Origin of the sequence: Parageobacillus thermantarcticus (assembly GCF_900111865.1) — a bacterium.
Taxonomy (GTDB): Bacteria; Bacillota; Bacilli; order Bacillales; family Anoxybacillaceae; genus Parageobacillus; species Parageobacillus thermantarcticus.
The window spans coordinates 14393-37158 of record NZ_FOJS01000005.1 but is presented as its reverse complement, the minus strand read 5'-3'; the positions used below and the strand labels follow the sequence as shown (position 1 = coordinate 37158).

Sequence of the window (22766 nt, the reverse complement as noted above, 5' to 3'; positions counted from 1 at the left end):
TGTGTACGATGATTTTACTGCTATTTTAACAATGAAGCTTATTTATCTCAAACAAAGTGACTCGAACAAAAGGAGCAATTATATGGAGTAATATGTGTTAAGCACTTTTTCCACATATGCCCTTGTTTCGGAAAATGGCGGAATTCCTCCATAGCGATCGACGTTTCCAGGGCCAGCGTTATACGCGGCAAGCGCAAGCGAGACATTGCCGTTATAGCGGTCAAGCAACATTCGCAAATATTTTGTACCGCCTTCGATGTTTTGCGCCGGGTCAAACCGGTCTTGTACCCCTAGCATTTTTGCGGTGCTTGGCATTAACTGCATCAGTCCAGCTGCGCCGGCGCGGCTTTGCGCCTTCGGATTAAAATTAGACTCGTGGCGGATGACGGCGCGGATCAGTTGCGGATCAACATCGTATTTTTCCGCCGCCTGAGCGATCAACGCATCGATGCTTTCATCCGCATTTTTTAAAGAAGGCGCTTTTCCTGCTGCTGGCGGCGCCGGAGCTTTTAGTTTTTTTTGCATTGGTGGCATTGGCTGCTGTTGTTCCAAAAACTCCCCGAGCAGTTGCGCAAATGACCATGTGTTCGTGCTGCTTTGATTCGCGGTGTTCGGGCGGCTCGGCGAGAAAGTTTGCAACGCTTGAAGTTCGAGCAATAGTTTTAGTGTAGAAACGTCCATTATTGTTCCTCCTCTCCGTATTTTTTCGCGTACAAGCGCTGAATTTTATTGGCAGTTGGCCGAATCGGGATATGCAGCGAAGAAAGGAGCTGGAAAAATCGCTGTTTTCCTCTTTCTGCATCTTCTGTTTCATACTCTAATTCGTAATCGTCGGTTTGCAAGTAGTGGCTATGGTCGAGAAATAGTGTGCCGCCTTCGTAAGACCATTGCGCACGGTCGGTTGCCAACGTGCCGAAATGTCGCAGCTGTTCGGGCGGAACGCCGATTTCTCGAAGGATTTGCGCAATAGAGCCTTGGACAACGGCTGTACCGTTTAAGAGAGCGTCCGCTTCTTCTTTTGTCAGCCGTTCATGTGTCTCAAGCAAAGTTCCTTGCGCCGTCGTTTGCTTCAACGTTAATGTATAGATGCCGTTTTTTGCGCGAATTCGCAACGCCGCCCGTTTTTCTTTCAGCAAAAACTGCGGCGTGTCAAAATAATGATTTTCTTGATGCTCAAAAGCATTGTCGGCAATATGAAATGTTTGACGAACTCTGTCAAATTCTTCTTTCGTCAATAAATTTTTAAATTCGATTTCTATTTCTTGATTCATGTTTGCTCCCCTTTTGTGTTCTCTTTAATTTTATTATCGGACGTTTATTGCTGAATATCAATTACTTATTATGCATAGGGTGGTTATGGTAAAATAAAAAAGAACTGCTTAATGTGGAAGGAGATTTGGCATGCGAAAGAAATTAATGGTGGAAAAAATAGAAAAACGAAACGAGCGATTATGGCTGATCAGCGATCATCCTTCATTTTCGTTGGAACATGCAAAACCAAAAAATCATATGCTTGTTGATTCAGATAATATCGCGTTTATTTATATATTGGAAACGGAGGAAGATTTTATTTACGTTGCGATTCCATACGAGCTTTGGCCTGATATGAAACGAGTATTAACGGAAGACATTCCGATCTTTTTGCAAAGCGGAACGGTGGAACTGGAATTGACAAATTTCAAGGAAGAGTTGGCGTATTTAATTGAAAATATTGATGGAAACGCCAATTACGGTGAACAAATGGAACAGGCGGTAAAAGAAATTTTTCTTACATAACATTGGTGGTGGTATCATGGTCAAACATTGGGATTTGTTTTTGGCGCCATACAAACAGGCGGTAGAAGAACTAAAAGTGAAATTGAAAGGAATGCGCGCTCAGTTTGAAATGCTGGGGGTGCATTCGCCGATTGAATTTGTTACCGGAAGAGTAAAGCCGGTGGCAAGCATTCTCGATAAAGCGCAAAAGAAAAATATCCCGCTTGACAAATTGGAAGAACAAATGCAAGATATCGCGGGGCTCCGCATGATGTGCCAATTTGTCGATGATATTAAAACGGTAGTAGAGCTGCTTCGCAAACGGAATGATTTTGAAATTGTCGAAGAACGGGATTACATCACCCAAAAAAAAGAGAGTGGCTATCGCTCTTATCATATGGTGATCCGCTATCCGGTGCAAACGATTTGCGGAGAAAAGAAAATTTTAGCAGAAATTCAAATCCGGACGCTCGCCATGAATTTTTGGGCAACAATTGAACATTCGTTAAACTATAAATATAGCGGCCGCTTTCCCGAAGATATTAAAGTAAGGTTGCAGCGCGCTGCGGAAGCGGCGTACCGTTTGGATGAAGAAATGTCAAAAATCCGCTTCGAAATTCAAGAAGCACAAGCAGCTTTTTCGCGAAAACAGGATGCAAAAGGGGAATAACGATGAAAGAAAAACAAGCGCCGATGAAATTTGCCGTTACGTCCAAAGGAGATGAGACATCGAATATACTTACGCAAAAAATTAAAACATATTTGCTTGATTTTGATTTACAGTATGATGAAGAAGAACCTGATCTTGTTATTTCCGTCGGCGGCGACGGCACACTGCTTTATGCGTTCCATCGCTATTGCCGCCGCTTGGATAAAACGGCGTTTGTCGGTGTTCATACCGGTCATTTAGGATTTTACGCCGACTGGGTACCGGAAGAAATCGAAAAATTAGTCATCGCCATTGCGAAAACACCATACCAAGTCGTGGAATATCCGTTATTGGAAGTGACCATTCGCTACATCAACGGGGAGCGTGAAACGAAATATCTTGCTTTAAATGAATGCACGGTGAAAAGCGTCAGCGGCACGCTTGTGATCGATGTGGAAATTCGCGGCGATCTATTTGAAACGTTCCGCGGCGACGGGTTATGCATCTCTACGCCGACAGGAAGCACGGCTTATAACAAGGCGTTGGGCGGTGCGATATTGCATCCGTCGCTTGAAGCGATCCAAGTTACCGAGATGGCGTCGATTAACAACCGGGTATTCCGCACGATCGGATCACCGCTCGTTCTTCCCGCCCATCATACATGCATATTAAAACCGGTAAACAATGTCGATTTTCAAATTACGATTGACCATTTATCACTACTGCATAAAGATGTGAAATCGATTCAGTGCCGTGTCGCCAATGAGAAAATTCGTTTTGCACGCTTTCGGCCGTTTCCGTTTTGGAAGCGGGTGCGCGATTCATTTATCGCCGATTGACAAACAAGCACATAAAGGCAGGTAGACAATGTTGTCGCAGTTTACGCTCACTTGGATTGTTACAAAACAAGACGAAGGCAAACTTATTCGCGAGTTTTTAAAAGAAAACGGGATTTCAAAAACGGCATTGATCGATATTAAATTTCATGGCGGAGCGATTTATGTCAATGATCAGCCGGTGACGGTCCGCCATCGCCTTGGCGAAGGGGAGACGCTGCGCGTCGTATTTCCTCCGGAACTGCCAAGCGAAGGAATGGCACCGGAAGCGATTCCTTTAGATATCGTGTATGAAGATGAGCATGTCATCGTCGTCAATAAGCCGCCGTTTATGGCGACGATTCCATCGCGCGAGCATCCAGGCGGCACGCTCGCCAACGCGCTGCTATATCATTACGAAAAGCAGCAATTAACATCGACGATTCATGTTGTGACAAGGCTTGACCGCGATACTTCCGGGCTTGTGCTGATCGCCAAGCACCGCCATATTCATCATCTTTTATCCACATTGCAAAAACAAGGCAAAGTGGCAAGGCGGTATGAAGCGATCTGCCACGGACGCGTCAGCAAGGACGAAGGAACGATTGATGCGCCGATCGCCCGGAAAAGCGACAGCATTATTGCGCGGGAAGTTCGCGAAGACGGGCAGCGTGCTGTTACGCACTTTCGCGTGCTGCAACGGTTCCGTGATTATACGCACTTATCCTTGCAGCTTGAGACAGGCCGCACCCACCAAATTCGCGTTCATCTGGCACATATCGGCCATCCGCTTGCCGGGGATGAATTGTATGGTGGGAGCCGGAATGCGATTGACCGCCAGGCGCTGCACAGCAAGGAGCTTTCATTTTTCCATCCATTGAAGAAACAGCAATATACGTTTTCTTGCCCGCTTCCCGATGATATGCAGCGGCTGATCGAGCGGCTTCGTTCGTAGGAGACAGGGATTGGCGCTAGTCAAACGTTCGGAATTTTTCCGGTACATATGGCATGGAAGAAGGGACAGAAACGGTCTCCATTTCCGGATAGCGAAAAGCGGTCAGCGCGCCGCCAAATACGCAGCCGGTGTCAATGTTGATCGTATGATTGATCATTCTTGGCTGTTTTACGGGAGTATGGCCGTATACAATCCATGCTTCTCCATTGTAATGTTTTGCCCAGTCCCGCCTGACGGGCGTTCCGTCCGGATTTGTTTTTCCCGTAATATCGCCGTAAAGCACGAACGTTTGCACTTTTTTGCCGGTTCGCCCAATGTAATCTTGGCGGATGCCGGCATGGGCGATAATAAGGCGGCCATTGTCCAGCTGGGCGTATAGCGGTGCCGTTTCATACAGTTTTATAAATTTTTGGCGAATCATATCCTGCCGGCCCGGCGGCAATGCGCGATACTCTGCCACTGTTGTTTCAAGGCCATGCGTAATTTGCACGTTTCTTCCTAAAAAAAAGCGGTACAGTTTATTGCAATGATTGCCGGGAACGTAATAAGCGGACTGGCGCTCGACAAGGGAACAGACAACTTCCACTGTTTGCAATGATTGTGGGCCGCGGTCGGTTAAATCGCCGACAAAGCCGAGTTTCCTTCCGTCTGGATGAACGGGGATTGCCCTGTCCCATTCATATCCAAGCTGTTTAGTTAGTTTTACAAACTCCGCGTAGCATCCGTGAATATCGCCGATGATGTCGATTTTCATCATTTTTGTTCTCCTTTCGCATTTTCCGGGAATCTTCACTCCTTCTGCATTAAAACAACATGAGGAGACAGTGAGCCCCCCTCATCCGACAGTGAAGAAGTTTGCGGAAATGGCAATGATTATTATAAAATAAAAAGCCGCTGATCATGCGGCTTTTTATTCGTCCGAAGAAAACATAAATTTTTTCGTGCGCGAATGCACGTTAAGCACAAGGCCGATCGCCAGCATGTACGTGGCAAGCGAACTTCCTCCGTAACTAATAAATGGAAGAGGAAGACCAGTGATTGGCAACAGGCCGATCGTCATGCCGATGTTTTGAAACACTTGGAACGTAATCATGCCGATGACGCCGGCGCACAAATAGCTTCCGTATAAATCGTTGCTCTCCAAGGCGATATGCACCATGCGATATACGAGTAAGAAAAAGAGGGAAATGACGATGCTGGCGCCGATAAAGCCAAATTGTTCGGAGATGACGCCGAAAATAAAGTCGGTGTGCGCCTCCGGAAGATATACTTGCAAATTGCCAAAGCCTTTCCCATACAATTCTCCGGAACCGATGGCAAGCAGAGAGCGGATGAGCTGGAACCCTTGTTCATTGGAATACTCATAAGGAGCAAGCCATCCATAAAAACGATTTAACTGATAGTCTTCTAAAATATATTTGTGGAAAAAGTTAGGGAATTGAAAAAAAATAAATACGAGAATAGCGAGAATCATCAATACGGAAAACACAATCCCAAAAATAATGCGCCAGCGGATGCCCGAAACAAGCACAAGCGAACCGGTAATGGCGACAAACACCATCGACATTCCTAAATCAGGCTGCTTCGCAAGCAAAATAAGCGGCGGCAGCACGGTTAGCGCGATTTTGCCAAGCAGCCTGAAATCATCTTTCATCGTTGGTTCCGGATATTTTTCACGATGGTTAACGATAATGCGGCTAAGGACGATAATCATAAAAATTTTCATCAGTTCTGATGGCTGAAAATTCCCACCTGGGAGTTTGTACCAGCTAGTTGCCCCTTTATTTGTCACCGTGCCCGGGACGTTCAACTCCAGACCGAGAAGCAGCAGCATGCCAAATCCATATAAATACCACGCGATTTGAAAAAACCGGTCATAATCGATAATCATCGTTAACGCGATCACGACAGCTCCGATCGCGTACCATTGCAGTTGCTTATAGGCAAAATTGACATGTTGCAATTTTTCCGGCAGCGTCGCCTCGGCGCTATGAATTGCGATCGCGCTGACAATTGCCATTAAAAACAAAATAAACAATAAATTATAATCAAGTTTTGATTGCGATAGCCGATCTTGTCCCATATTTGACCCTCTCCGTCATAATAAAAGCGTGCCATATACCATATTAACGAATTACGACATTTTTGCAAAGAGGTTTGATTCATTTACTTTCTGTAAGACTTATCATATAATAAAATTAACACTAGGTACTAATAACAAATATTAATTTTATCGATATGGGAGGATGACAAATGAATTTATCGCTAAAAGGACGTACATATGTCGTGATGGGTGTGGCGAATAAGCGCAGCATCGCTTGGGGAATTGCGAGATCTTTGCATGCGGCGGGGGCGCGCCTTGTTTTTACATACGCCGGCGAGCGTTTTGAAAAAGAGGTTCGTTCCCTTGTTGATACGTTGGAAGATGAACGCTCTCTGCTTTTGCCATGCGATGTGACGAAAGATGAGGAAATTATCCAATGTTTCCAACAAATTAAGGAGCAAGTCGGCGTCATTCATGGGATTGCCCACTGCATTGCGTTTGCGAACAGAGAAGATTTAAGCGGGGAATATATGAAAGTAAGCCGTGAAGGATTTTTGCTCGCCCATAACATCAGTGCTTATTCATTAACCGCGGTCGCTAGGGAAGCGAAAGAACTGATGACTGAAGGCGGAAGCATCGTAACATTAACTTATCTTGGCGGTGAGCGCGTCGTACAAAATTATAACATTATGGGAGTGGCAAAAGCGTCGTTGGATGCCAGCGTCAAATATTTAGCAAACGATTTAGGAAAATACGGCATCCGCGTCAACGCGATTTCGGCCGGGCCGATTCGCACGCTGTCAGCAAAAGGAATTAGCGATTTTAACTCGATTTTAAAACAAATTGAAGAACGCGCTCCGCTTCGTCGCACAACGACGCAAGAAGAAGTCGGCGATACGGCGCTGTTTTTATTTAGCGACTTATCTCGCGGCATTACGGGCGAAATTATCCATGTCGATTCTGGATATCATATTTTAGGATATTAATAAAAAGTTAACGTTGCGGCACGCTCGTCCTGTAGCAAAAAGCGCTTTTAAAATATGGTTCTTACGTTCTTTTAGTGAAAAAGGCAAAATAATTGAGATTAGAAGCCCAAAACTTCTTATTTTTGGGCCGATTTTCTCAATTAGTCACTACTTATCATCGAGATTGCGTAAGAACCAAACAATAATGAATAAGCTGTTCCTTACTGATGGAAGGAGCAGCTTGTTTTTTTGACAAACTTCTGGGCAATTCTTGTGATAAACGGCATACATATAATAAAGCAACAGATGAAAGAGGAGGTGATGATCGATGGAACGGCGTGACATGGTAGAAAATGAGCCGCTTCTTTATATCGTGCAGCCAAAGCTGGACCGTGTGGTTGCTTACATGCAACGAACGTTTCAAAGCAGAGCGGCCGTCGGGCAAAGAACGAGGAGCGAAGAACTTGCCGAAAAAAATCTTGATCAACAGCAGGAAAAGCAGTTTCAACAGATGTCGCTAGAAGAACAGCTGTCATTTTTGGCCAATCTCCCAGCGCATCTTTCCAATATCAAATGCAAGCTCATCAGTACGAACGGAGAAAGAGAAGGAATCATTCGCCAATATGATGGAATGGAAATAGTCATGGATACCGCTTTCGGGGAGGCTGTAATCCCTAGAAAGGAGGTTGTTTCCCTTGCATTGATCGGGCTTTTGGAGGAGGGAGAAGAAGAACGACGTGACCGCTACTGAGCTTTTTCTTTTTATTTTAAGTACGTTTCGCCTAACGAGATTAGTCATGTACGATTCGATTACCGCATTTTTGCGAAAGCCGTTTCACGAAATTGTCGAAGAAACGCTGCCGGATGGAACGGTCCAATCTTTTTTGCGCGTAAAGGGAAACGGGTTACGCCGCTGGATCGGGGAGCTGCTCAGCTGCTATTGGTGCACGGGGGTTTGGTGTGCTGCTGTTCTTTATATCGGCAATATGCTCTATCCCATTATTTTTTATCCGCTTCTTGTGATATTGGCAATTGCTGGGGGAGCTTCTTTTATGGAGTGGGCAATGGAAAAATTTGATTCATAACACTGGGAGACTGATGATGGATGCAGGAAATACGAAAAGTAGCCGCAACGAACGAAAATGTTTGTCGAGCTTGCGTGTTTTTCGTTCCGCTTTTACTTGAGAAAAGCTTTCGGCAGCTGCTATATAAACGTGACAAAAAAGAAGAAACACATTCTGTCCGCGCCACATAAACTAATAGTACATCAAATAGCATGGAGGTTAAAGATGATGAAAAAACCGATTCGATCGCTTCAGCCCATTAAAGTAACGAGGGCGCTTTCTCCCAAAACGGCTCCCGTGAAGCGGGCGGGGGGATGCGGCTGCGGCAGAACGATAAAAAGAAATAATGGGTGAACTGTGAAAAATGCCTATACTTCCATCCGTCTAGTTGCATAGTCTAACAATGCAACTAGGCGACAGGAAGGGAGGAATGGGCGTGTCCAATCGTAAAAAGCCTCGTGTTATTCATGTCGATAAACTAATTGTTCATGCGGACGATGTGGTGATTATCCCAAAAAGGCGCGTTCGCGATTCGTGGCTGTTTCCGCACCGCACAGACGCAGAAATAGTTGAGGACGCTCATGGCGAAGCACCGCGTGATGATGACGAAAAAGAAAGAAAACCTTTTTCTTGGATTTAATGAAATGGCGGGGGAATATAAGTGGAACGTTTTAAAAACTACGGTCTTTGGCTTGCTGTCGGTTCTTTTGCCTTCTTGACATTGCAAACATTTGGCGTTGATATCGATTTAGGGAAGTACGAGCGACTGTACGAAGCATTTTTAAGCATTCTTGTCATGGCCGGGATTATTAATAACCCATCGATTGGCCGCGGTTACTCTGACAAAATAAATCGTAAAGAAAAATAAGCATAAGCAAAAGACTGTCCGTTTCAATGGACAGTCTTTTTTTTTGTAAAAAATGACAATTATATTTTTCCGAAAAAAATCCATTCTAACAATTGTAATCGATATTACCACAAGGGGGAATAAGGATGACTGTCGCAACTCAAGTAAAACAAGCATTAGCAGGCTTAAAAGCAGCTCAGGCAAGCTTTGAAACGTTCGCGCTGCAAACGGAAAACCAAGCAGCGAAACAACTTTATCAACAAGCAGCGCAACAAACGCAAGCGATCGTTGATTTAGTAAACTCTCGCGCGCAAGAAATTGAAAACGAAGAACCGCAATATAAACAGCAATAAAAGCAAAAGAAGTTCTTTAGAAATCAGGAGACAGCGATACGAGAACAAAGTTTTGCAAAACGATGATGGGGAAGGTTGGTGTATGCCAACCTTTTTCCAACGAAAATACATATATGGATGGGTTGATGAACATGAGAAAATGGTTGTTTGCAACAATCGTTATTTGCATATGGATGGGCGGCTGCGCGAAAGAACAGGGAGTGAAGCAACAGTCGCTGCAAGGATCCGGCTTTATGAAAACAAATACAAATGGGGAGATACAACGGAATAATATCAATCAGCAAACAGCAGAGCGAGCGGTTGCGCGCATTAAGGAAAGAGACGATATAAAAGACGCCGTTGCCGTGAACACAAGCGAAAAACTGCTTGTTGCATATCAAATCAAGCATATGCATCGCTTTTACCGCAAACAAATCGAAAAAGAAATTGACCAACAATTAATACGCTTATTTCCCAATTATCAAATTGTTTCATCAAGCGATTTAAAAATATTTTGGAAGACAGAAGAATTGCGTGGAAAATTGGGAAAGAAAAACTGGAATGAGCAGAAAGTCGATGAGCAAATTGAAAAGATCAGACAATTAAGCAAAGAGCGCACATAAGGGGTGGCATGATGGCAAACGAGAAACGGAAAAAACTTACTCCCACACAACAAGAATATCATTTATTCGAGAAAGAACGGGAAACGAAACGTCCTGTCGTGAAAAACTGTATTCGCGCATTTTTTGTCGGTGGGGTCATTTGTACGATTGGACAAGCGATATCGTATTTTTACATGTACTTTTTTGATTTTACGGAACAAACGGTGGGCAATCCTACCGTAGCGACGATGATATTTCTTTCGATGATTTTCACCGGGCTTGGGGTGTATGACCGGATTGCGCAATTTGCCGGGGCGGGAAGCGCCGTTCCTGTTACAGGCTTTGGAAATGCGGTGATTTCAGCAGCGATTGAGCATCGGACGGAAGGATTTGTGCTTGGGGTTGGCTCGAACATGTTCAAGCTGGCAGGATCGGTTATTTTATTCGGCACGTTTGCCGCCTTTGTCGTTGCACTAATAAAAACGATCGCAACGCAGTGGGGTGGTTTATAATGCTGAAAGGGCATCGGACATGGGTGTTTGAAAACAAACCGACGATTTTGTCAACAGCGACTGTCGGAGGGCCGTTCGAAGCAAACGGCCGCATCGCCGATGATTTTGATTTGCTTCATGAGGATTTGTGGCTCGGTGAGCAGTCGTATGAAAAGGCGCACAAGGTGCTGCTCGAAGAAGCGATGTTCAAAGCGATGGAAAAAGTCGGTCTAGGAAAAGAAAAAGTGCAGTTGATCATTGCGGGCGATTTAATTAATCAAATGACGCCGACAAACTTTGCGGCACGAACGATCGGCGCTCCGTATTTAGGGGTGTTTGGCGCCTGCTCCACTTCGATGGAAGGATTGGCATTAAGCGCTTTTATTGTGAATTACGGCGGGGCAGACTATATATTGACTGGGGCGGCGAGCCATAACGCGGCGGTGGAGAAGCAATTCCGCTATCCAACGGAATACGGGGGGCAAAAGCCGCCAACCGCCCAATGGACAGTAACGGGGGCGGGAGTGGCCCTCATCAGCTCTTATGGTGATGGACCGCACATCACGTCGGCAACGATCGGCCGGGTTGTCGATATGGGATTGAGCGACCCGTTCAACATGGGAGGAGCGATGGCGCCGGCAGCAGTCGATACGATCGAAGCGCATTTGCGCGATATGCAAATTGACGCTTCTTATTATGACTTAATCGTCACCGGCGATTTAGGAAAGATCGGACGGGAAATATCGCTCGATTTACTGCGCCAGCATGGAATGAATATAGAGGAAGAGCGCTATCAAGACTGTGGGTTGATCATTTACCGGGAAGGCCAGCCCGTATTATCCGGCGCAAGCGGCGCTGGCTGTTCCGCCATTGTCGTATACGGGCATTTGCTAAACCGAATGAAGCGGGGGGAGTTAAAAAGAATTCTCGCTGTCGCGACTGGTGCCCTTTTATCGCCGCTGTCGTTCCAGCAAAATGAAACGATTCCTTGCATTGCTCACGCGGTGGCGATTGAGTATGGAGGTGATCGATGATGATCGCGATGTTTTTTTGGGCGTTTGTTGTCGGTGGACTAATTTGCGTTATTGGACAAATTTTGCTGGATGTATTTAAATTGACGCCAGCACATACGTTAACATTGCTCGTTGTCGCCGGCGCGATTTTAGATGGTTTCGGTTTGTACGAGCCGCTCATTGATTTTGCCGGCGCCGGTGCTACCATTCCGATTACAAGCTTTGGAAATTCGCTCGTTCACGGAGCGCTTCAGGAAGCGGAAAAACACGGCATTGTCGGAGTGCTGACAGGAATGTTTGAAGTCACAAGTGCAGGCATTTCGGCGGCAATCGTATTCGGCTTTATCGGCGCACTATTATTCCGGCCAAAAGGATAAAGGAGGAAAAAAGCGATGACCGTTGTTTCACAAGTAAAGCAAAGCTTAGCGAGCTTAAAAAGCATTCATGCCGGACTGCAAGAGCTCGCTCTCATTTCGCAAGACGAACAGGCGCAGCGGACATTTCATGAGGCGATGATGATGACAGAAGAAATTATCGCCGATATCAAAAAGCGCATCGGCAAGCTGGAATGGGAGGAGCCACAATATCACGGAAAGTAAGGAGCATGATCGATGCCTGTATGGTTAGAAGTAGCAATTCGTTCGATTTCCATCATCATTGGCTTGTTTATCATTACGCGAATACTAGGGAAAAAACCGCTATCGAAGCTCTCATTTTTTGAGTATATTGTCGGCATTACTGTCGGCGATATCGCTGGAACAATGTCAATGGATTTGAGCATTAGTCTGGAGGAAGGAATTACAAGTATTTTAATTTGGTCATTGTTCCCGGTACTCACTTCTCGCATTTCACTTCGAAATAAAAAATTTCGTGATTTTGTGGAGGGAAATTCTACCCTTTTCATTAAAAATGGGAAAATATTAGAAGAAAATCTAAAACGGGAAAAATATACAGTTGACGAATTACTCGAACAACTTCGCAAAAAAGACGTGTTTCGCGTAGCAGATGTGGAATTTGCGGTACTCGAGCCGAACGGCGATTTAAACGTGCTGCTGAAACGGGAAAAACAGCCGTTAACCGTCGGAGATGTGTTTCCAAATCCACCGTCAGAGAAAGAACCGCAAACTGTCATTATGGATGGCATGATTTTGGATGAACCGCTTGCGACGATGGGACTAAACCGCGGCTGGCTCAAGCAGCAGCTAGACAAACAAGGGGTAGCGGTCGAAAACGTATTTTTGGCGCAAGTCGATTCTTATGGACAGTTGACGATCGACTTGTATGACGATAAAATCCAAATTCCTGAGCCGCAAGAGAAGAAGCTATTGTTAGCCGCGATCAAAAAAGTACAAGCGGATTTTGAATTATTCGCTCTGCAAACAGAAGCAAAAGAAGCAAAAGCGCTATATGAAGCAAACGCGAAAAAAATGCAAGCATTATTGCAAAAAGTGGCGCCGTTTTTAAAAAACTAAAGGAGGAGTATAACAGTGGAACAAAAACGAATTCGGACGACAGACGAAGAAATTACGATCGAATTGAGAAAAAGCGGCCATCAACGAAGAGCGAATACAACGGATGAAGAAATAGCGATCGAATTTATGCACGGCGGAAACAATGACGTGCGCCAGCCAAAAGATGATGAAGCGATAGGGCATGAATGATGGATCGATGTTTTTCATATGGTGGACGTTGCAAGTTTTGATGAAAAAAGCCGCTTTCTAGCGGCTTTTTTGCTTGAAAAAGCTTATGCGGTTAATGACTGCAAAAATTGTTTTACTTCTTCTGGCGTTTTCGCATTGGCGCTATGAAGATGGGCAATTTTTTCTCCGTTTTGGAAGACGAGCAAGCTTGGGATGCCCATCACTTGGTATTTTTCAGCGAGATCTGGAAAATTGTCGCGGTTCATTTCGAACCAGTCGTATTGTGAATATTCGTTAACGATGTCGTCGATAAACATGTTCATTCTTGCGCAATCTGGGCACCATGTCGTATAAAATTTTACAATTACTGGTTTTTGGCTGGAAATGACCTCTTGAAATTGTTCAGCTGTTTGTAGCTCTTTCAACGGAAATTCCTCCTTGAACGAAGTAGTGTCGCTTATACTTTATCACATTTTGCAGGAAAAAAAGAATTCATATGCCTTGGCACGTTATTTGCTAAATTGCATACATAAAATGGTAAGAAGGGAGGCGGATACGGTGAGCCGGGAGCTAGAAAAAGCGCTGGAAACGTGGGCGAATTCGAAAAAAGAGGGGCATGAACAGTTTATAAAGTTGTTTGAACAGTGGGGAAACAATTTCGATAAACAAATACGGGAAATCGAAAAGTTAAATAACCAATTTTTAAAAGACGTCCAAGGAAACTTAGATGATATAAACAAATGGTTTGCGAAGAAGGAAAAAGAATTTTCGAAGCTGTTTCAATTATTTGGGTAACATATTCCACATATGCCTATACCAGCTACGAATGCAATGAATAAGATAAAGTAACAAAGCGTAAGGAGGTGCACCATTATGGGCTTTGGGTGTTGCGGTTATGGCTATGGAGGTTATGGCGGCTACGGCTATGGCAGTAGCTTTGTGTTGATTGTCGTGTTGTTTATTTTATTAATTATTGTCGGTGCTGCGTTTGTAGGCTAACGTCGTTGACAGGTACGAGCTGTTCTATTCAACGGGCGGCTCGTACTTTTTTCTTTCGGCGCATGCACTTTTTGTTTTTCCTTATCATACGATATAAGGGGAGAAGGAGGATTTGGTGAAAATGGATAATCAGTTTTTCAAAAACATTGAAAAGAAAACGGGAGTTAATATGAAAGACATATTTGAATTAGCAAATTCTTTGCAAAATGCCAATTTTAAAGATGAAAAAACGGTGCGCCATGTGATTCATCGCGTCGCGCAAATCGCCAATCGGAGAGTGCCAAAAGAGCTGGAAGATCAAATCGTCAAAACGATCGTTCAAAGCGGCAAACAGCTCGACTTCAATACGATCGCTGATATGTTGGGCAAAAAGTAAGCAAAAGGGAGCTTTCGAAAAAAAATCGGAGCTCCCTTTTTATTCGCTTCCATCGACGGTGAAAGGAATATGGAATTTGCATGATTGACGATGTGCGTTGCTTTTTTAGGTACAACCGTGCCGTATCAAAGCGTTGCAACAATCGTGCATCGACAGTTGTCACTGCTGGATTCAGTCCCAAAAATGGTATAAAGAGAAACTGAGGCAAAAAGCAGTTTTATTTTCCGATGGCCCGAGTTTACCAGACGGAGAGGGGATTTTACACAATGACGAGGATGAGACTGTCGGCTGCGCGGCGAAAGCATAAAGTAAGCGGGCGGCTTATGATGGAGGGGGATATGTCATACCGGAAATCATGCAAGTGAGGAATTTGACGCAATCATTGGGATTAACAGCGCACGGCAATCATCACGGTCAGCGCAAGAGGTGCAGGAAAATGTGACGAAGGACCGTACCGTCGTTCGATACGGTCTTAAAGAAGCGATTTTACCATCGTTACATGAGGAATTCCAGCATCCATAAACACGTCGGAAACAGTGTCATATCCAAGTTTCTGATAAAACGGCTCCGCATGTGTTTGTGCATTCAGTTTTACTTTTCGGATGCCTTGTTCTTTCGCGAACATCTCGATCGTTTCCATCAGCTGCTTTCCTGCACCGCGGTCGCGATATTGCGGCAAAATGCAAATTCGTTCGATTTTGCCAACACCGTCATCGATCGTGCGGAACCTGCCGGCGCCGACCGGTTTTTCCCCGTCGTACAAAACGAAATGTGTAGCGTCTTGCTCAAATTTGTCGATTTCTTCTTCTTCCGGAACATGCTGCTCCTCGATAAACACAGTTCGCCGGACATGCAATGCATCTTTATATAGAGGGGTATCGCTTTTTCTTCCGATTGCTACGTTCATGTTACTTCTGTTCCTTTCCTCCTAGATGAAATGTTTCATATACCGTCCATGAGCCGTTTTCCAATTGATAAAGAAGATGGAAGCGGTCAACGGTTTCCTCGAAATGAACGTGTTGCATCCGTAGCTGCCCATACACATCGGCATATTCAGCGTTTGGCAAATCGCGGCCGATGGTGATATGAGGGACGAATACATATTCCGGATTGCCGGTAAAGATCCCGCTGTGAAGCCGTTCATGGAGGCGCTGCAACGTTTCATTTGGCTCCACTTTTAAATAAATGACATTGCTTGCTGGGTAAAACGAGCTGAACTTTGTCACCTTTAACGGGATGACGTCTGTTTCCGCGGCGATTTTGTGCAATTCTTTCACCATTTCTTGAATTTGCTTGTCATCGGCTTCAAAAGGTTTTTTTAATGTTAAATGCGGCGGAATGAGGGCGTAATGGCTATCATAGCGCTTTCTATATGAGTTAGCAAAATCTTGTATTCGCTTTGAAGGAAATAAAGCAATGCCATATTTCATAAAAAAATCCCTCCTTATGATCATTGGTACTTCATTATAACAAAATTCCGAAAAGTGTTGTAGTGTGCTTACAAAGCAAGGATGCGCTCAACCGCGAGCGGGACATCAGGCTGCCAATACGTCCATGCATGGCCGCCAGCAAATTCGTTGTATTCGTACAAAAAACCTTTTTGTAAAAACACTTCTTTCGCCTTCCGATTTGGCGTGATAAAGTCGCGCACGTTTCCATCCGTCGTTTTGACCGCCGTTTCGTTTTTGCCGACCGAATGGTAAATTTGCAATAATGATGGGTCGGAAAACTGTCGAATTTTTTCGATGATTCCTTCGTCTATATATGGCGACTGCATCGCGATTTTTCCAAATGTATGCGGATACAATAATCCTGCCATTAGCGATACGGTGCCGCCGAGGGAATCGCCGATGAGCGCGCGTCCTTTTCCGATTTGGTACGTAGGGAACGTTTGATCGAGAAATGGCACGAGCTCATGTGCCAAAAAACGCAAATAGCGGCTGTTTTTCTTTCCATTCGGATGATATTTCTCATAGCGGTCTTTGACATCATGATACGGAATGCCAACGACAATAGTGTGATCAATTTTTCCGCTTTCCATCAGCTGTTCGATGACGCTTTTCATTTTTCCGTACATAAAATAATCTTTTCCATCTTGTGCGATCAAAAGAGAATATTGATGAAACGGAGAAAACGTGCTGGGCAAATAGGCAAGCAGCGTGATTTCCTCGTTCAGTTCATTGCTATAAATCGTATAATCGCGCATTGCCCCTTTTTGTGCTGCCATGATGCATCCTCCATAAAAACAAATTCTTTCTGTTATTGTAGCATATTTTGTTAAACCATGTTAACAAACGCAGCGCGCTAGTATCCGTTTTTGAAAAAATAAACGGTTTTTTGTGAAGAAAATGTAACAAAAATGAGCGGAACGAAAAAAATGCTTGAAAACTTAAAGCAAATAAGGTACATTTTTTAATAATTAGAAAATTGAATAACGAAGATGCATTCTTATCAAGAGAAGTGGAGGGAACTGGCCCTATGAAACTTCAGCAACCAGCCAATCCATTGGCCAGGTGCTAAATCCAGCGAATTGAATCTTTCAATTCGGCAGATAAGAAGAAGCGCTGATGGACGTATGAAAAAGTCTTCTTCTTAGAAGGCTTTTTTTATTTTACGAAAGAAGGAGAGAGAGAAAGATGGAGAAAATCGAAACACTGTTGGCGCAAATCGGGAACCGCAGTGACACGGTGACAGGAACGGTCAACCCGCCCGTCTACTTTTCGACTGCGTACCGGCATGAAGGGATTGGCCAGTCTACAGGATTTGACTACATCCGTACTGGCAATCCGACGCGGAAAATCGTGGAGGAAGCGATCGCGAAGCTGGAAGGCGGCGATCAAGGCTACGCGTTCAGTTCGGGAATGGCCGCGATTCAGACGGTTCTGGCGCTATTTGAAAGCGGGGATGAGTTTCTCGTTTCCGCCGATTTGTATGGGGGGACATATCGTTTATTTGAACGGGGCTGGCGGAAATACGGCTTGTCTTTTCAATATGTAGATTTTCGCGATATACGGTCGGCTGAAAATTTGATTACTGAAAAAACGAAAGCGATTTTTTTAGAGACGCCGACGAACCCGTTAATGCAGGAAGCGGATATCGCGGAAGTGGCGAAGCTCGCGAAAAAACATGGGCTGATTCTCATTGTTGACAACACGTTTTACACGCCAGTTCTGCAGCGCCCGATCGAGCAAGGGGCTGATATCGTTATTCATAGCGCGACAAAATATTTAGGAGGCCACAACGATGTGCTGGCAGGCCTTGTCGTTGCGAAAGGGGAGGAACTTTGTCAGCAGCTCGCGGAATATCACAACGCCATTGGCGCCGTGCTTTCGCCGTTTGATTCATGGCTGCTTATTCGCGGCATGAAGACGTTGGCGCTCCGCATGCGCCAGCACGAAGAAAACGCGAAACGCATCAGCGAATTTTTGGCGGCGCACGAAGATATTACCGACGTCTTATACCCGGGAAGAGGAGGCATGTTATCGTTCCGCTTGCGCGATGAAAAATGGGTGAACCGCTTTTTGCAAAGTTTGCGCATCATCACGTTTGCCGAAAGTTTAGGCGGAGTCGAAAGCTTTATTACGTATCCGGCGACGCAAACGCATGCGGACATTCCGGAAGAAATCCGCATCGCCAACGGCATCTGTAACCGGCTGCTTCGCTTCTCTGTCGGCATCGAGCATGTTGAAGATTTAATCGCCGACTTGTCGCAAGCGCTGAAAAAAATGAAGGAGGTGTAAAGCGATGGAACAACGCTTATCTTTTCAAACAAAACTCCTCCATAACAAATGGAAAATGGATCCGCAAACGGGGGCGGTCAGCGTGCCGATTCAGCACGCTTCCACGTTCCATCAATTCGATTTTGACACATTCGGCAAGTACGATTATAGCCGTTCGGGCAATCCGACGCGCGAAGCGTTGGAAGAGACGATCGCGGCGCTGGAAGGCGGGGTGCGCGGCTTCGCCTTCTCATCTGGAATGGCGGCGATTTCCACCGCTTTTCTCCTTTTGTCCAAAGGCGATCATGTGCTCGTGACGGAAGACGTTTACGGCGGCACATACCGCATGATTACCGAAGTATTGAGCCGCTTTGGCATTGAATATACGTTTGTCGATATGACCGATTTGCGTAAAGTTGAAGCCAATATCCGCCCGAACACAAAAGTCATTTATGTCGAGACGCCATCGAATCCGCTTTTAAAAGTGACGGATATTCGCGGCATCGTGAAGCTAGCAAAAGCCAACGGCTGTTTAACGTTTTTGGATAATACGTTTATGACTCCTGCGCTACAGCGCCCGCTTGATCTTGGCGTCGATGTCGTTCTCCATAGCGCGACGAAATTTTTGGCGGGACATAGCGACGTCGTTGCCGGCCTTGCCGTTGTCAAAGATGAAGAACTTGCCAAACAGCTGTACAAATTGCAAAACGCCTTTGGGGCGGTGCTCGGCGTGCAAGACGCATGGCTCGTGCTGCGGGGGTTAAAGACGTTGCACGTCCGCCTCAAGCAGTCATCGGAATCGGCGCTTGCTATCGCCAACTATTTAGCCGGCCATCCGAAAGTGGAGGAAGTATATTACCCGGGGCTTGCGCATCACCCGGGCCATTCGATTCAGCGCGATCAAGCATCAGGATTTGGCGCGGTGTTATCGTTCCGCCTTGCCGATGAAGAAGCGGTCCGGACGTTTGTGAAACATGTCCGCATTCCTGTATTTGCCGTCAGCTTAGGTGCGGTCGAATCGATTTTATCGTATCCTGCCAAAATGTCGCATGCGGCAATGCCAAAGGAAGAACGGGAGCGGCGCGGCATCACGGACGGCTTGTTGCGCCTCAGCGTCGGGCTTGAAGCCACTGACGATTTAATCGCCGATTTCGAGCAAGCCTTATCCCATGTCAAAGAAACACCCGCGTTTTCTGCCCGTTAAAATAAAAAAGGTATGCGTGAAGGAGATCTCGCGCATACCTTTTCGTTTATGTCGCCAACCGGAATGTTTGCTCAAGGACAAATGATTGTGAAAAATTCCATTACTAGCGCAGTGAGTAAGATGTTGGGAAAATAAAATCGCTTTTTACCGTTTTGTTTTTACACCATTTTGCGGACTTGATCGAATGTTTCCGCTGCTATGCAATCGCAGCAGAGAATGCGGATGACCGAAGGAACAAAACCAGGCATATGGCATATGCGGCGCTGCGTCAGCACGCGGCAAGCGGCGGTTGGCGATTTCCCTTGCCATATGCTATGCATAAGCGTATAACGATTGGCACCATTGCCAGAGAAATTTTTTTTTAAAAAAGTATTTGACAAAGATAAGGCTCATCCATATAATAAAAGATGTGTTCAACAGCATACGATTCCGTAGCTCAGCTGGGAGAGCGCCACCTTGACAGGGTGGAGGTCGCTGGTTCGAGCCCAGTCGGAATCACTAATATAGTTGTATCAAGGGTTCGCTCAACATTCACAACATTAAAAAATGTTGTGGTCGTAGCGAAACTTGCTACAATACGGGTAAACCACTTCACAGAAAATGTGAGGTGGTTTTTTTGTTGCTTAAATTTGCGATTCAAGATTTTTTAGACGATAGGAAATTTAAGAACGTTACTCCTAAAACTATCGAAAGCTACAAAAACATTTTGAAACAATTCCTAGATTTTTGTAATGAAAATGAAATATTAAATGTTCAAGACGTTACCCCGAACACGATCAAGAAATATTTGCTTCATTGTCAAAACAAAGGAAACAAATCAACCACTACAAATACAAAACTACAGCGAATCAGAGCATTTTTCAATTACATGATTGAAATTGAAGTAATTGATAAAAATCCAGCGAAGAAAATTCAACGTGCAAAAGAAGATATTAAAATTGATGTTTTTTCTGACTATCACATAAAGCAAATGCTGAATTATTACAGGAGAATTAAACAAAGAGAAAAAGCGTTCTATGCTTATCGTGATTATGCAATAATTGTAACCTTACTTGGTACAGGTTTAAGATTATCTGAATTATGTTCTTTAAAATGGACAGATGTTGATTTTATCAATCAAACCATTACGGTTTTTGGTAAAAGTCGTAAACGTGAAACAATTCCAATTACCGAAAAGTTAGTTAAAGAATTATCATCCTACAAATTGTATTGTGAACAATATTTCGGTGCTGAAAATTTAAGTGAGTATGTTTTTACGAACAGATACAATAAGAAACTTACACCGAACGCAGTACAGAATGTTTTTAAACGGCTGGCGAAAATTATGAATTTCAAAGATGTACGTCTATCAGCCCATACGTTTCGTCATACATTTTGCCATAAATTGGCAATGTCAGGAATGTCAGCATTTGCCATTCAGAAGCTCATGCGCCACCAAAATATTAACGTCACAATGCGTTACGTTGCAATGTGGGGTAATGATTTAAAGGAACAGAACGAGAAATTTAATCCTTTAAACAATTTAGATATTTAAGGAGCATTCCTGTTAGAAGTTTTCTCGGGGACTTGAATAAAAAAAGCCCTCTTGGTATGATTCGGGGGTGTCAATCTGTGAATTGACCCCTAATTTGAATACCAAGGAGGACTATACATGCATTCTATCTCAAACAAGAAGATTAATCAAGTCACCGAACAAACGCTGGTTGTGGGGATGGATATCGCAAAGAAAAAACATTATGCCTGCTTTGTGGATGAGCGAGGGAGGGTGTTAAAAAAGCCGTTTCCTGTTCTGCAATCGAAAGAAGGATTGGAATGGTTGTACCAGTGCATTGTGGAAGCCATGAAGGAATTTGGAAAAACCGAGGTGATCGTTGGCATCGAGCCAACGGGGCATTATTGGCTCAATCTCGCTTACTTTCTAGACGAGAAGGGAATTCCTCTCGTCATGACAAATCCGATGCACGTGAAGCGATCCAAAGAGTTGGATGACAACCTTCCAACCAAGCATGATGCGAAAGATGCGCTCGTCATTGCCCGATTAGTGAAAGACGGCCGATTCAGCTATCCGCGTATTCTGAAAGGGATGGAGGCGGAGCTGCGGGTGGGAGCGACATTTCGCTCCAAATTGGTGGAAGAACAGGGAGCGATTCGAAATCAAATGATTCGCTGGCTTGATCGATATTTTCCGGAGTTTTCCCAAGTCTTCCCGTCATTTGGGAAAATGGCGCTCGCGGTGCTGGAATATACGCCATTTCCGAGTGATCTAGCAGGAAAAGAGCTAGAAGAGGTTCTCACCCTTTATCGGCAAAGCGAGGGGTTACAATCGCCGCAAAGGCCGAAAGCGAAGAAGCTCATAGAACTGGCCCAACACTCCATTGGCGTAACGGAAGGACAACAGATGGCCCGTATCGAAATTGCCACGCTTGTCCGCCGATATCGCCAGCTGGAAAAAGAGATCGAGGCACTGACAGAGCAGCTGATCGAACTCGTTCAGACCTCCGTCGAATACGAATGGCTGAAGACCGTTCCGGGCTTAGGCGATGCGACCATCGTAGAACTGTTATCAGAGATCGGGAGTTTCTCCCATTATCAGGATCCGCGGCAGCTTATCAAATTAGCGGGCCTGACGCTGCGGGAACATTCCTCCGGCCAACACAAAGGGCAAAAACGGATCTCCAAGCGTGGAAGAAGGCGATTGCGCGCCCTTCTGTTTCGGGTGATGATGCCAATGATCCGTCACAACGAAGCGTTTCGGCAGCTGCACGAATATTACACGACACGTCCTGATAATCCGTTGCGGAAGAAGCAATCCATTGTAGTGTTATGCGGAAAATTACTGAAGGTACTGCATGCGGTGTGTACGAAACGACAGGCGTTTGATGTGAAGAGAATGATTCAGGACATCTTTGGCCTCGAAACGGCTGCTTGATGCCTATAGTTTCGATTCCCTAGACAACAAGGATGACACGGAGAAGCTGGCGCGATATCATCCATTCGACCTTGAGTCCCTAAAGGAGCATAGCCGGCCTCTGCCTGATGACTAGACCGAACGAAGGAATGTAGGCACAAGGATGCCCAGAGACATGGGAGGGTTCGTCATCATCAGCGATGCAGAGATCCAAGGTGCATCCCATACGCTTCCCTCCACTACAACCAAATTTAACCAGTAGTGGCCGCGAAGCGCACCCTGGTTCTGTAAGATATCCACAAAACTGAAAAAGGATGTAAGGGATTTTGTCGAAAAATATTTTTTTGACACCCCTGAGAGGCCGAAAAGCCTTGATATATCAACATTT

The 22766-nt window shown here is 45.0% G+C and carries 34 protein-coding genes, 1 tRNA gene, 1 pseudogene and 1 riboswitch; of the genes and pseudogenes, 27 read left to right on the top strand and 9 right to left on the bottom strand.

All coding sequences use genetic code 11. The annotated features are described in order from the left end of the window. Nucleotides 1-78 precede the first annotated feature (78 nt). Together BM278_RS04935 and BM278_RS04930 are read right to left on the bottom strand one after the other, a co-directional pair. On the bottom strand, nt 79-681 hold the full coding sequence (locus BM278_RS04935; protein ID WP_090948245.1) for a lytic transglycosylase domain-containing protein: 603 nt from the start codon (nt 679-681) through the stop codon (nt 79-81). Further along, nucleotides 681-1271, bottom strand: coding sequence for a CYTH domain-containing protein (locus tag BM278_RS04930; RefSeq protein WP_090948244.1), 591 nt, complete (start codon nt 1269-1271; stop codon nt 681-683). Before BM278_RS04930 ends, BM278_RS04935 begins: the two co-directional genes overlap by 1 nt. A gap of 130 nt (nt 1272-1401) precedes the next feature. Here BM278_RS04930 and BM278_RS04925 point away from each other — a divergent pair, with 130 nt between their 5' ends. The 4 genes from BM278_RS04925 to BM278_RS04910 are packed head-to-tail and all read left to right on the top strand — an operon-like array spanning nt 1402 to nt 4174. Beyond that, nucleotides 1402-1776, top strand: coding sequence for a UPF0738 family protein (locus BM278_RS04925; RefSeq protein ID WP_090948243.1), 375 nt, complete (start codon nt 1402-1404; stop codon nt 1774-1776). Between the two features lie 16 nt (nt 1777-1792). Further along, nucleotides 1793-2425: a GTP diphosphokinase gene (gene yjbM / locus BM278_RS04920; protein WP_013401439.1), complete on the top strand. Its 633-nt coding sequence runs from the start codon at nt 1793-1795 to the stop codon at nt 2423-2425. A gap of 23 nt (nt 2426-2448) precedes the next feature. After that, entirely contained in the window at nt 2449-3243 is a 795-nt protein-coding gene (locus BM278_RS04915; RefSeq protein WP_003252306.1) for an NAD kinase, read from the top strand. Nucleotides 3244-3271: 28 nt separating this feature from the next. Then, entirely contained in the window at nt 3272-4174 is a 903-nt protein-coding gene (locus BM278_RS04910) for an RluA family pseudouridine synthase (protein ID WP_090948240.1), read from the top strand. Nucleotides 4175-4190: 16 nt separating this feature from the next. Here BM278_RS04910 and prpE read toward each other — a convergent pair whose 3' ends face one another. After that, nucleotides 4191-4928, bottom strand: a complete 738-nt coding sequence (prpE, locus tag BM278_RS04905) for a bis(5'-nucleosyl)-tetraphosphatase PrpE (protein ID WP_090948338.1) — start codon at nt 4926-4928, stop codon at nt 4191-4193. Nucleotides 4929-5084: 156 nt separating this feature from the next. Continuing rightward, complete coding sequence (locus tag BM278_RS04900; protein WP_090948239.1) at nt 5085-6257, bottom strand: FtsW/RodA/SpoVE family cell cycle protein; 1173 nt, start codon at nt 6255-6257, stop codon at nt 5085-5087. A 170-nt stretch (nt 6258-6427) separates the two neighbouring features. On the opposite strand from BM278_RS04900, the gene fabI reads away from it, so the two are divergent. The 15 genes from fabI to BM278_RS18635 all read left to right on the top strand — a co-directional run bounded on the left by fabI (nt 6428) and on the right by BM278_RS18635 (nt 13193). Continuing rightward, nucleotides 6428-7204 (top strand): enoyl-ACP reductase FabI, encoded by a 777-nt coding sequence (gene fabI / locus BM278_RS04895; protein ID WP_090948238.1) that lies wholly within the window; start codon nt 6428-6430, stop codon nt 7202-7204. Between the two features lie 307 nt (nt 7205-7511). Further along, the gene (locus BM278_RS04890) at nt 7512-7934 is read left to right on the top strand and encodes a CotO family spore coat protein (protein ID WP_090948236.1); all 423 of its coding nucleotides are present in this window, start codon (nt 7512-7514) and stop codon (nt 7932-7934) included. After that, nucleotides 7921-8268 carry a DUF1360 domain-containing protein gene (locus BM278_RS04885; RefSeq protein ID WP_090948234.1) on the top strand — a complete coding sequence of 116 codons (348 nt, stop codon included), beginning with the start codon at nt 7921-7923 and terminating at the stop codon, nt 8266-8268. The genes BM278_RS04890 and BM278_RS04885 overlap by 14 nt, the downstream gene beginning before the upstream one ends. Nucleotides 8269-8288: 20 nt before the next feature. Then, nucleotides 8289-8438 (top strand): hypothetical protein, encoded by a 150-nt coding sequence (locus tag BM278_RS18640; protein WP_167359578.1) that lies wholly within the window; start codon nt 8289-8291, stop codon nt 8436-8438. A gap of 37 nt (nt 8439-8475) precedes the next feature. Next, nucleotides 8476-8601, top strand: a complete 126-nt coding sequence (locus tag BM278_RS19450) for a hypothetical protein (protein WP_279625744.1) — start codon at nt 8476-8478, stop codon at nt 8599-8601. Nucleotides 8602-8677: 76 nt separating this feature from the next. Beyond that, a complete protein-coding gene (locus tag BM278_RS04880; RefSeq protein WP_090948232.1) occupies nt 8678-8887 on the top strand; it encodes a hypothetical protein in 210 nt (69 codons plus the stop codon). 21 nt (nt 8888-8908) lie between these two features. Next, nucleotides 8909-9115, top strand: a complete 207-nt coding sequence (locus BM278_RS04875; RefSeq protein WP_090948231.1) for a holin — start codon at nt 8909-8911, stop codon at nt 9113-9115. A 125-nt stretch (nt 9116-9240) separates the two neighbouring features. Continuing rightward, nucleotides 9241-9447, top strand: a complete 207-nt coding sequence (locus BM278_RS04870) for a DUF1657 domain-containing protein (RefSeq protein WP_090948230.1) — start codon at nt 9241-9243, stop codon at nt 9445-9447. Nucleotides 9448-9572: 125 nt separating this feature from the next. Then, nucleotides 9573-10049: a YhcN/YlaJ family sporulation lipoprotein gene (locus BM278_RS04865; RefSeq protein WP_090948337.1), complete on the top strand. Its 477-nt coding sequence runs from the start codon at nt 9573-9575 to the stop codon at nt 10047-10049. Nucleotides 10050-10060: 11 nt separating this feature from the next. Continuing rightward, on the top strand, nt 10061-10540 hold the full coding sequence (gene spoVAC / locus BM278_RS04860; protein ID WP_090948228.1) for a stage V sporulation protein AC: 480 nt from the start codon (nt 10061-10063) through the stop codon (nt 10538-10540). Next, nucleotides 10540-11553, top strand: a complete 1014-nt coding sequence (gene spoVAD / locus BM278_RS04855) for a stage V sporulation protein AD (protein ID WP_090948226.1) — start codon at nt 10540-10542, stop codon at nt 11551-11553. Before spoVAC ends, spoVAD begins: the two co-directional genes overlap by 1 nt. Continuing rightward, nucleotides 11553-11909 carry a stage V sporulation protein AE gene (gene spoVAE / locus BM278_RS04850; protein WP_064552434.1) on the top strand — a complete coding sequence of 119 codons (357 nt, stop codon included), beginning with the start codon at nt 11553-11555 and terminating at the stop codon, nt 11907-11909. The genes spoVAD and spoVAE overlap by 1 nt, the downstream gene beginning before the upstream one ends. 15 nt (nt 11910-11924) lie before the next feature. Then, the gene (locus tag BM278_RS04845; RefSeq protein ID WP_090948224.1) at nt 11925-12131 is read left to right on the top strand and encodes a DUF1657 domain-containing protein; all 207 of its coding nucleotides are present in this window, start codon (nt 11925-11927) and stop codon (nt 12129-12131) included. A 12-nt stretch (nt 12132-12143) separates the two neighbouring features. Continuing rightward, nucleotides 12144-13004 carry a DUF421 domain-containing protein gene (locus BM278_RS04840; RefSeq protein ID WP_090948223.1) on the top strand — a complete coding sequence of 287 codons (861 nt, stop codon included), beginning with the start codon at nt 12144-12146 and terminating at the stop codon, nt 13002-13004. A gap of 15 nt (nt 13005-13019) precedes the next feature. Continuing rightward, nucleotides 13020-13193, top strand: a complete 174-nt coding sequence (locus BM278_RS18635) for a hypothetical protein (RefSeq protein WP_167359577.1) — start codon at nt 13020-13022, stop codon at nt 13191-13193. 83 nt (nt 13194-13276) lie between these two features. Here the strand turns inward: BM278_RS18635 and BM278_RS04835 are convergent, their stop codons facing one another. Beyond that, on the bottom strand, nt 13277-13597 hold the full coding sequence (locus BM278_RS04835; RefSeq protein WP_090948222.1) for a thioredoxin family protein: 321 nt from the start codon (nt 13595-13597) through the stop codon (nt 13277-13279). Nucleotides 13598-13730: 133 nt separating this feature from the next. Here BM278_RS04835 and BM278_RS04830 point away from each other — a divergent pair, with 133 nt between their 5' ends. From BM278_RS04830 to spoVIF, 3 genes and pseudogenes are all read left to right on the top strand, one after another. Then, the gene (locus tag BM278_RS04830) at nt 13731-13967 is read left to right on the top strand and encodes a hypothetical protein (RefSeq protein WP_090948221.1); all 237 of its coding nucleotides are present in this window, start codon (nt 13731-13733) and stop codon (nt 13965-13967) included. Between the two features lie 123 nt (nt 13968-14090). Then, a pseudogene (locus tag BM278_RS19170) lies at nt 14091-14171 on the top strand (YjcZ family sporulation protein); the annotation flags it as partial. Between the two features lie 121 nt (nt 14172-14292). Next, on the top strand, nt 14293-14547 hold the full coding sequence (spoVIF, locus tag BM278_RS04820; protein ID WP_090948219.1) for a sporulation-specific transcription regulator SpoVIF: 255 nt from the start codon (nt 14293-14295) through the stop codon (nt 14545-14547). A gap of 472 nt (nt 14548-15019) precedes the next feature. On the opposite strand, the gene BM278_RS04815 is transcribed toward spoVIF, so the two are convergent. The 3 genes from BM278_RS04815 to BM278_RS04805 form a co-directional block, all read right to left on the bottom strand. Beyond that, nucleotides 15020-15454 (bottom strand): GNAT family N-acetyltransferase, encoded by a 435-nt coding sequence (locus BM278_RS04815; RefSeq protein WP_090948218.1) that lies wholly within the window; start codon nt 15452-15454, stop codon nt 15020-15022. Nucleotide 15455: 1 nt separating this feature from the next. After that, a complete protein-coding gene (locus BM278_RS04810; protein ID WP_090948216.1) occupies nt 15456-15977 on the bottom strand; it encodes a YjcG family protein in 522 nt (173 codons plus the stop codon). A 68-nt stretch (nt 15978-16045) separates the two neighbouring features. Continuing rightward, complete coding sequence (locus BM278_RS04805; RefSeq protein WP_090948215.1) at nt 16046-16774, bottom strand: alpha/beta hydrolase; 729 nt, start codon at nt 16772-16774, stop codon at nt 16046-16048. Between the two features lie 218 nt (nt 16775-16992). Continuing rightward, nucleotides 16993-17105, top strand: a riboswitch (SAM riboswitch). Nucleotides 17106-17183: 78 nt separating this feature from the next. Between BM278_RS04805 and BM278_RS04800 the strand changes: the two genes are divergently transcribed. Together BM278_RS04800 and metC are read left to right on the top strand one after the other, a co-directional pair. Continuing rightward, nucleotides 17184-18287 carry a methionine biosynthesis PLP-dependent protein gene (locus BM278_RS04800; protein WP_090948214.1) on the top strand — a complete coding sequence of 368 codons (1104 nt, stop codon included), beginning with the start codon at nt 17184-17186 and terminating at the stop codon, nt 18285-18287. A 4-nt stretch (nt 18288-18291) separates the two neighbouring features. Next, entirely contained in the window at nt 18292-19470 is a 1179-nt protein-coding gene (gene metC, locus BM278_RS04795; protein WP_090948212.1) for a cystathionine beta-lyase, read from the top strand. A gap of 158 nt (nt 19471-19628) precedes the next feature. Here metC and BM278_RS04790 read toward each other — a convergent pair whose 3' ends face one another. Next, entirely contained in the window at nt 19629-19850 is a 222-nt protein-coding gene (locus BM278_RS04790) for a hypothetical protein (RefSeq protein WP_090948211.1), read from the bottom strand. 45 nt (nt 19851-19895) lie between these two features. Here BM278_RS04790 and BM278_RS04785 point away from each other — a divergent pair. From BM278_RS04785 to BM278_RS04775, 3 genes are all read left to right on the top strand, one after another. Next, nucleotides 19896-19968: transfer RNA gene (locus BM278_RS04785), tRNA-Val, on the top strand. A 118-nt stretch (nt 19969-20086) separates the two neighbouring features. Then, entirely contained in the window at nt 20087-21004 is a 918-nt protein-coding gene (locus tag BM278_RS04780; RefSeq protein ID WP_208601747.1) for a tyrosine-type recombinase/integrase, read from the top strand. A 117-nt stretch (nt 21005-21121) separates the two neighbouring features. After that, the gene (locus tag BM278_RS04775; RefSeq protein ID WP_090948209.1) at nt 21122-22399 is read left to right on the top strand and encodes an IS110 family RNA-guided transposase; all 1278 of its coding nucleotides are present in this window, start codon (nt 21122-21124) and stop codon (nt 22397-22399) included. Nucleotides 22400-22766: the final 367 nt, after the last annotated feature.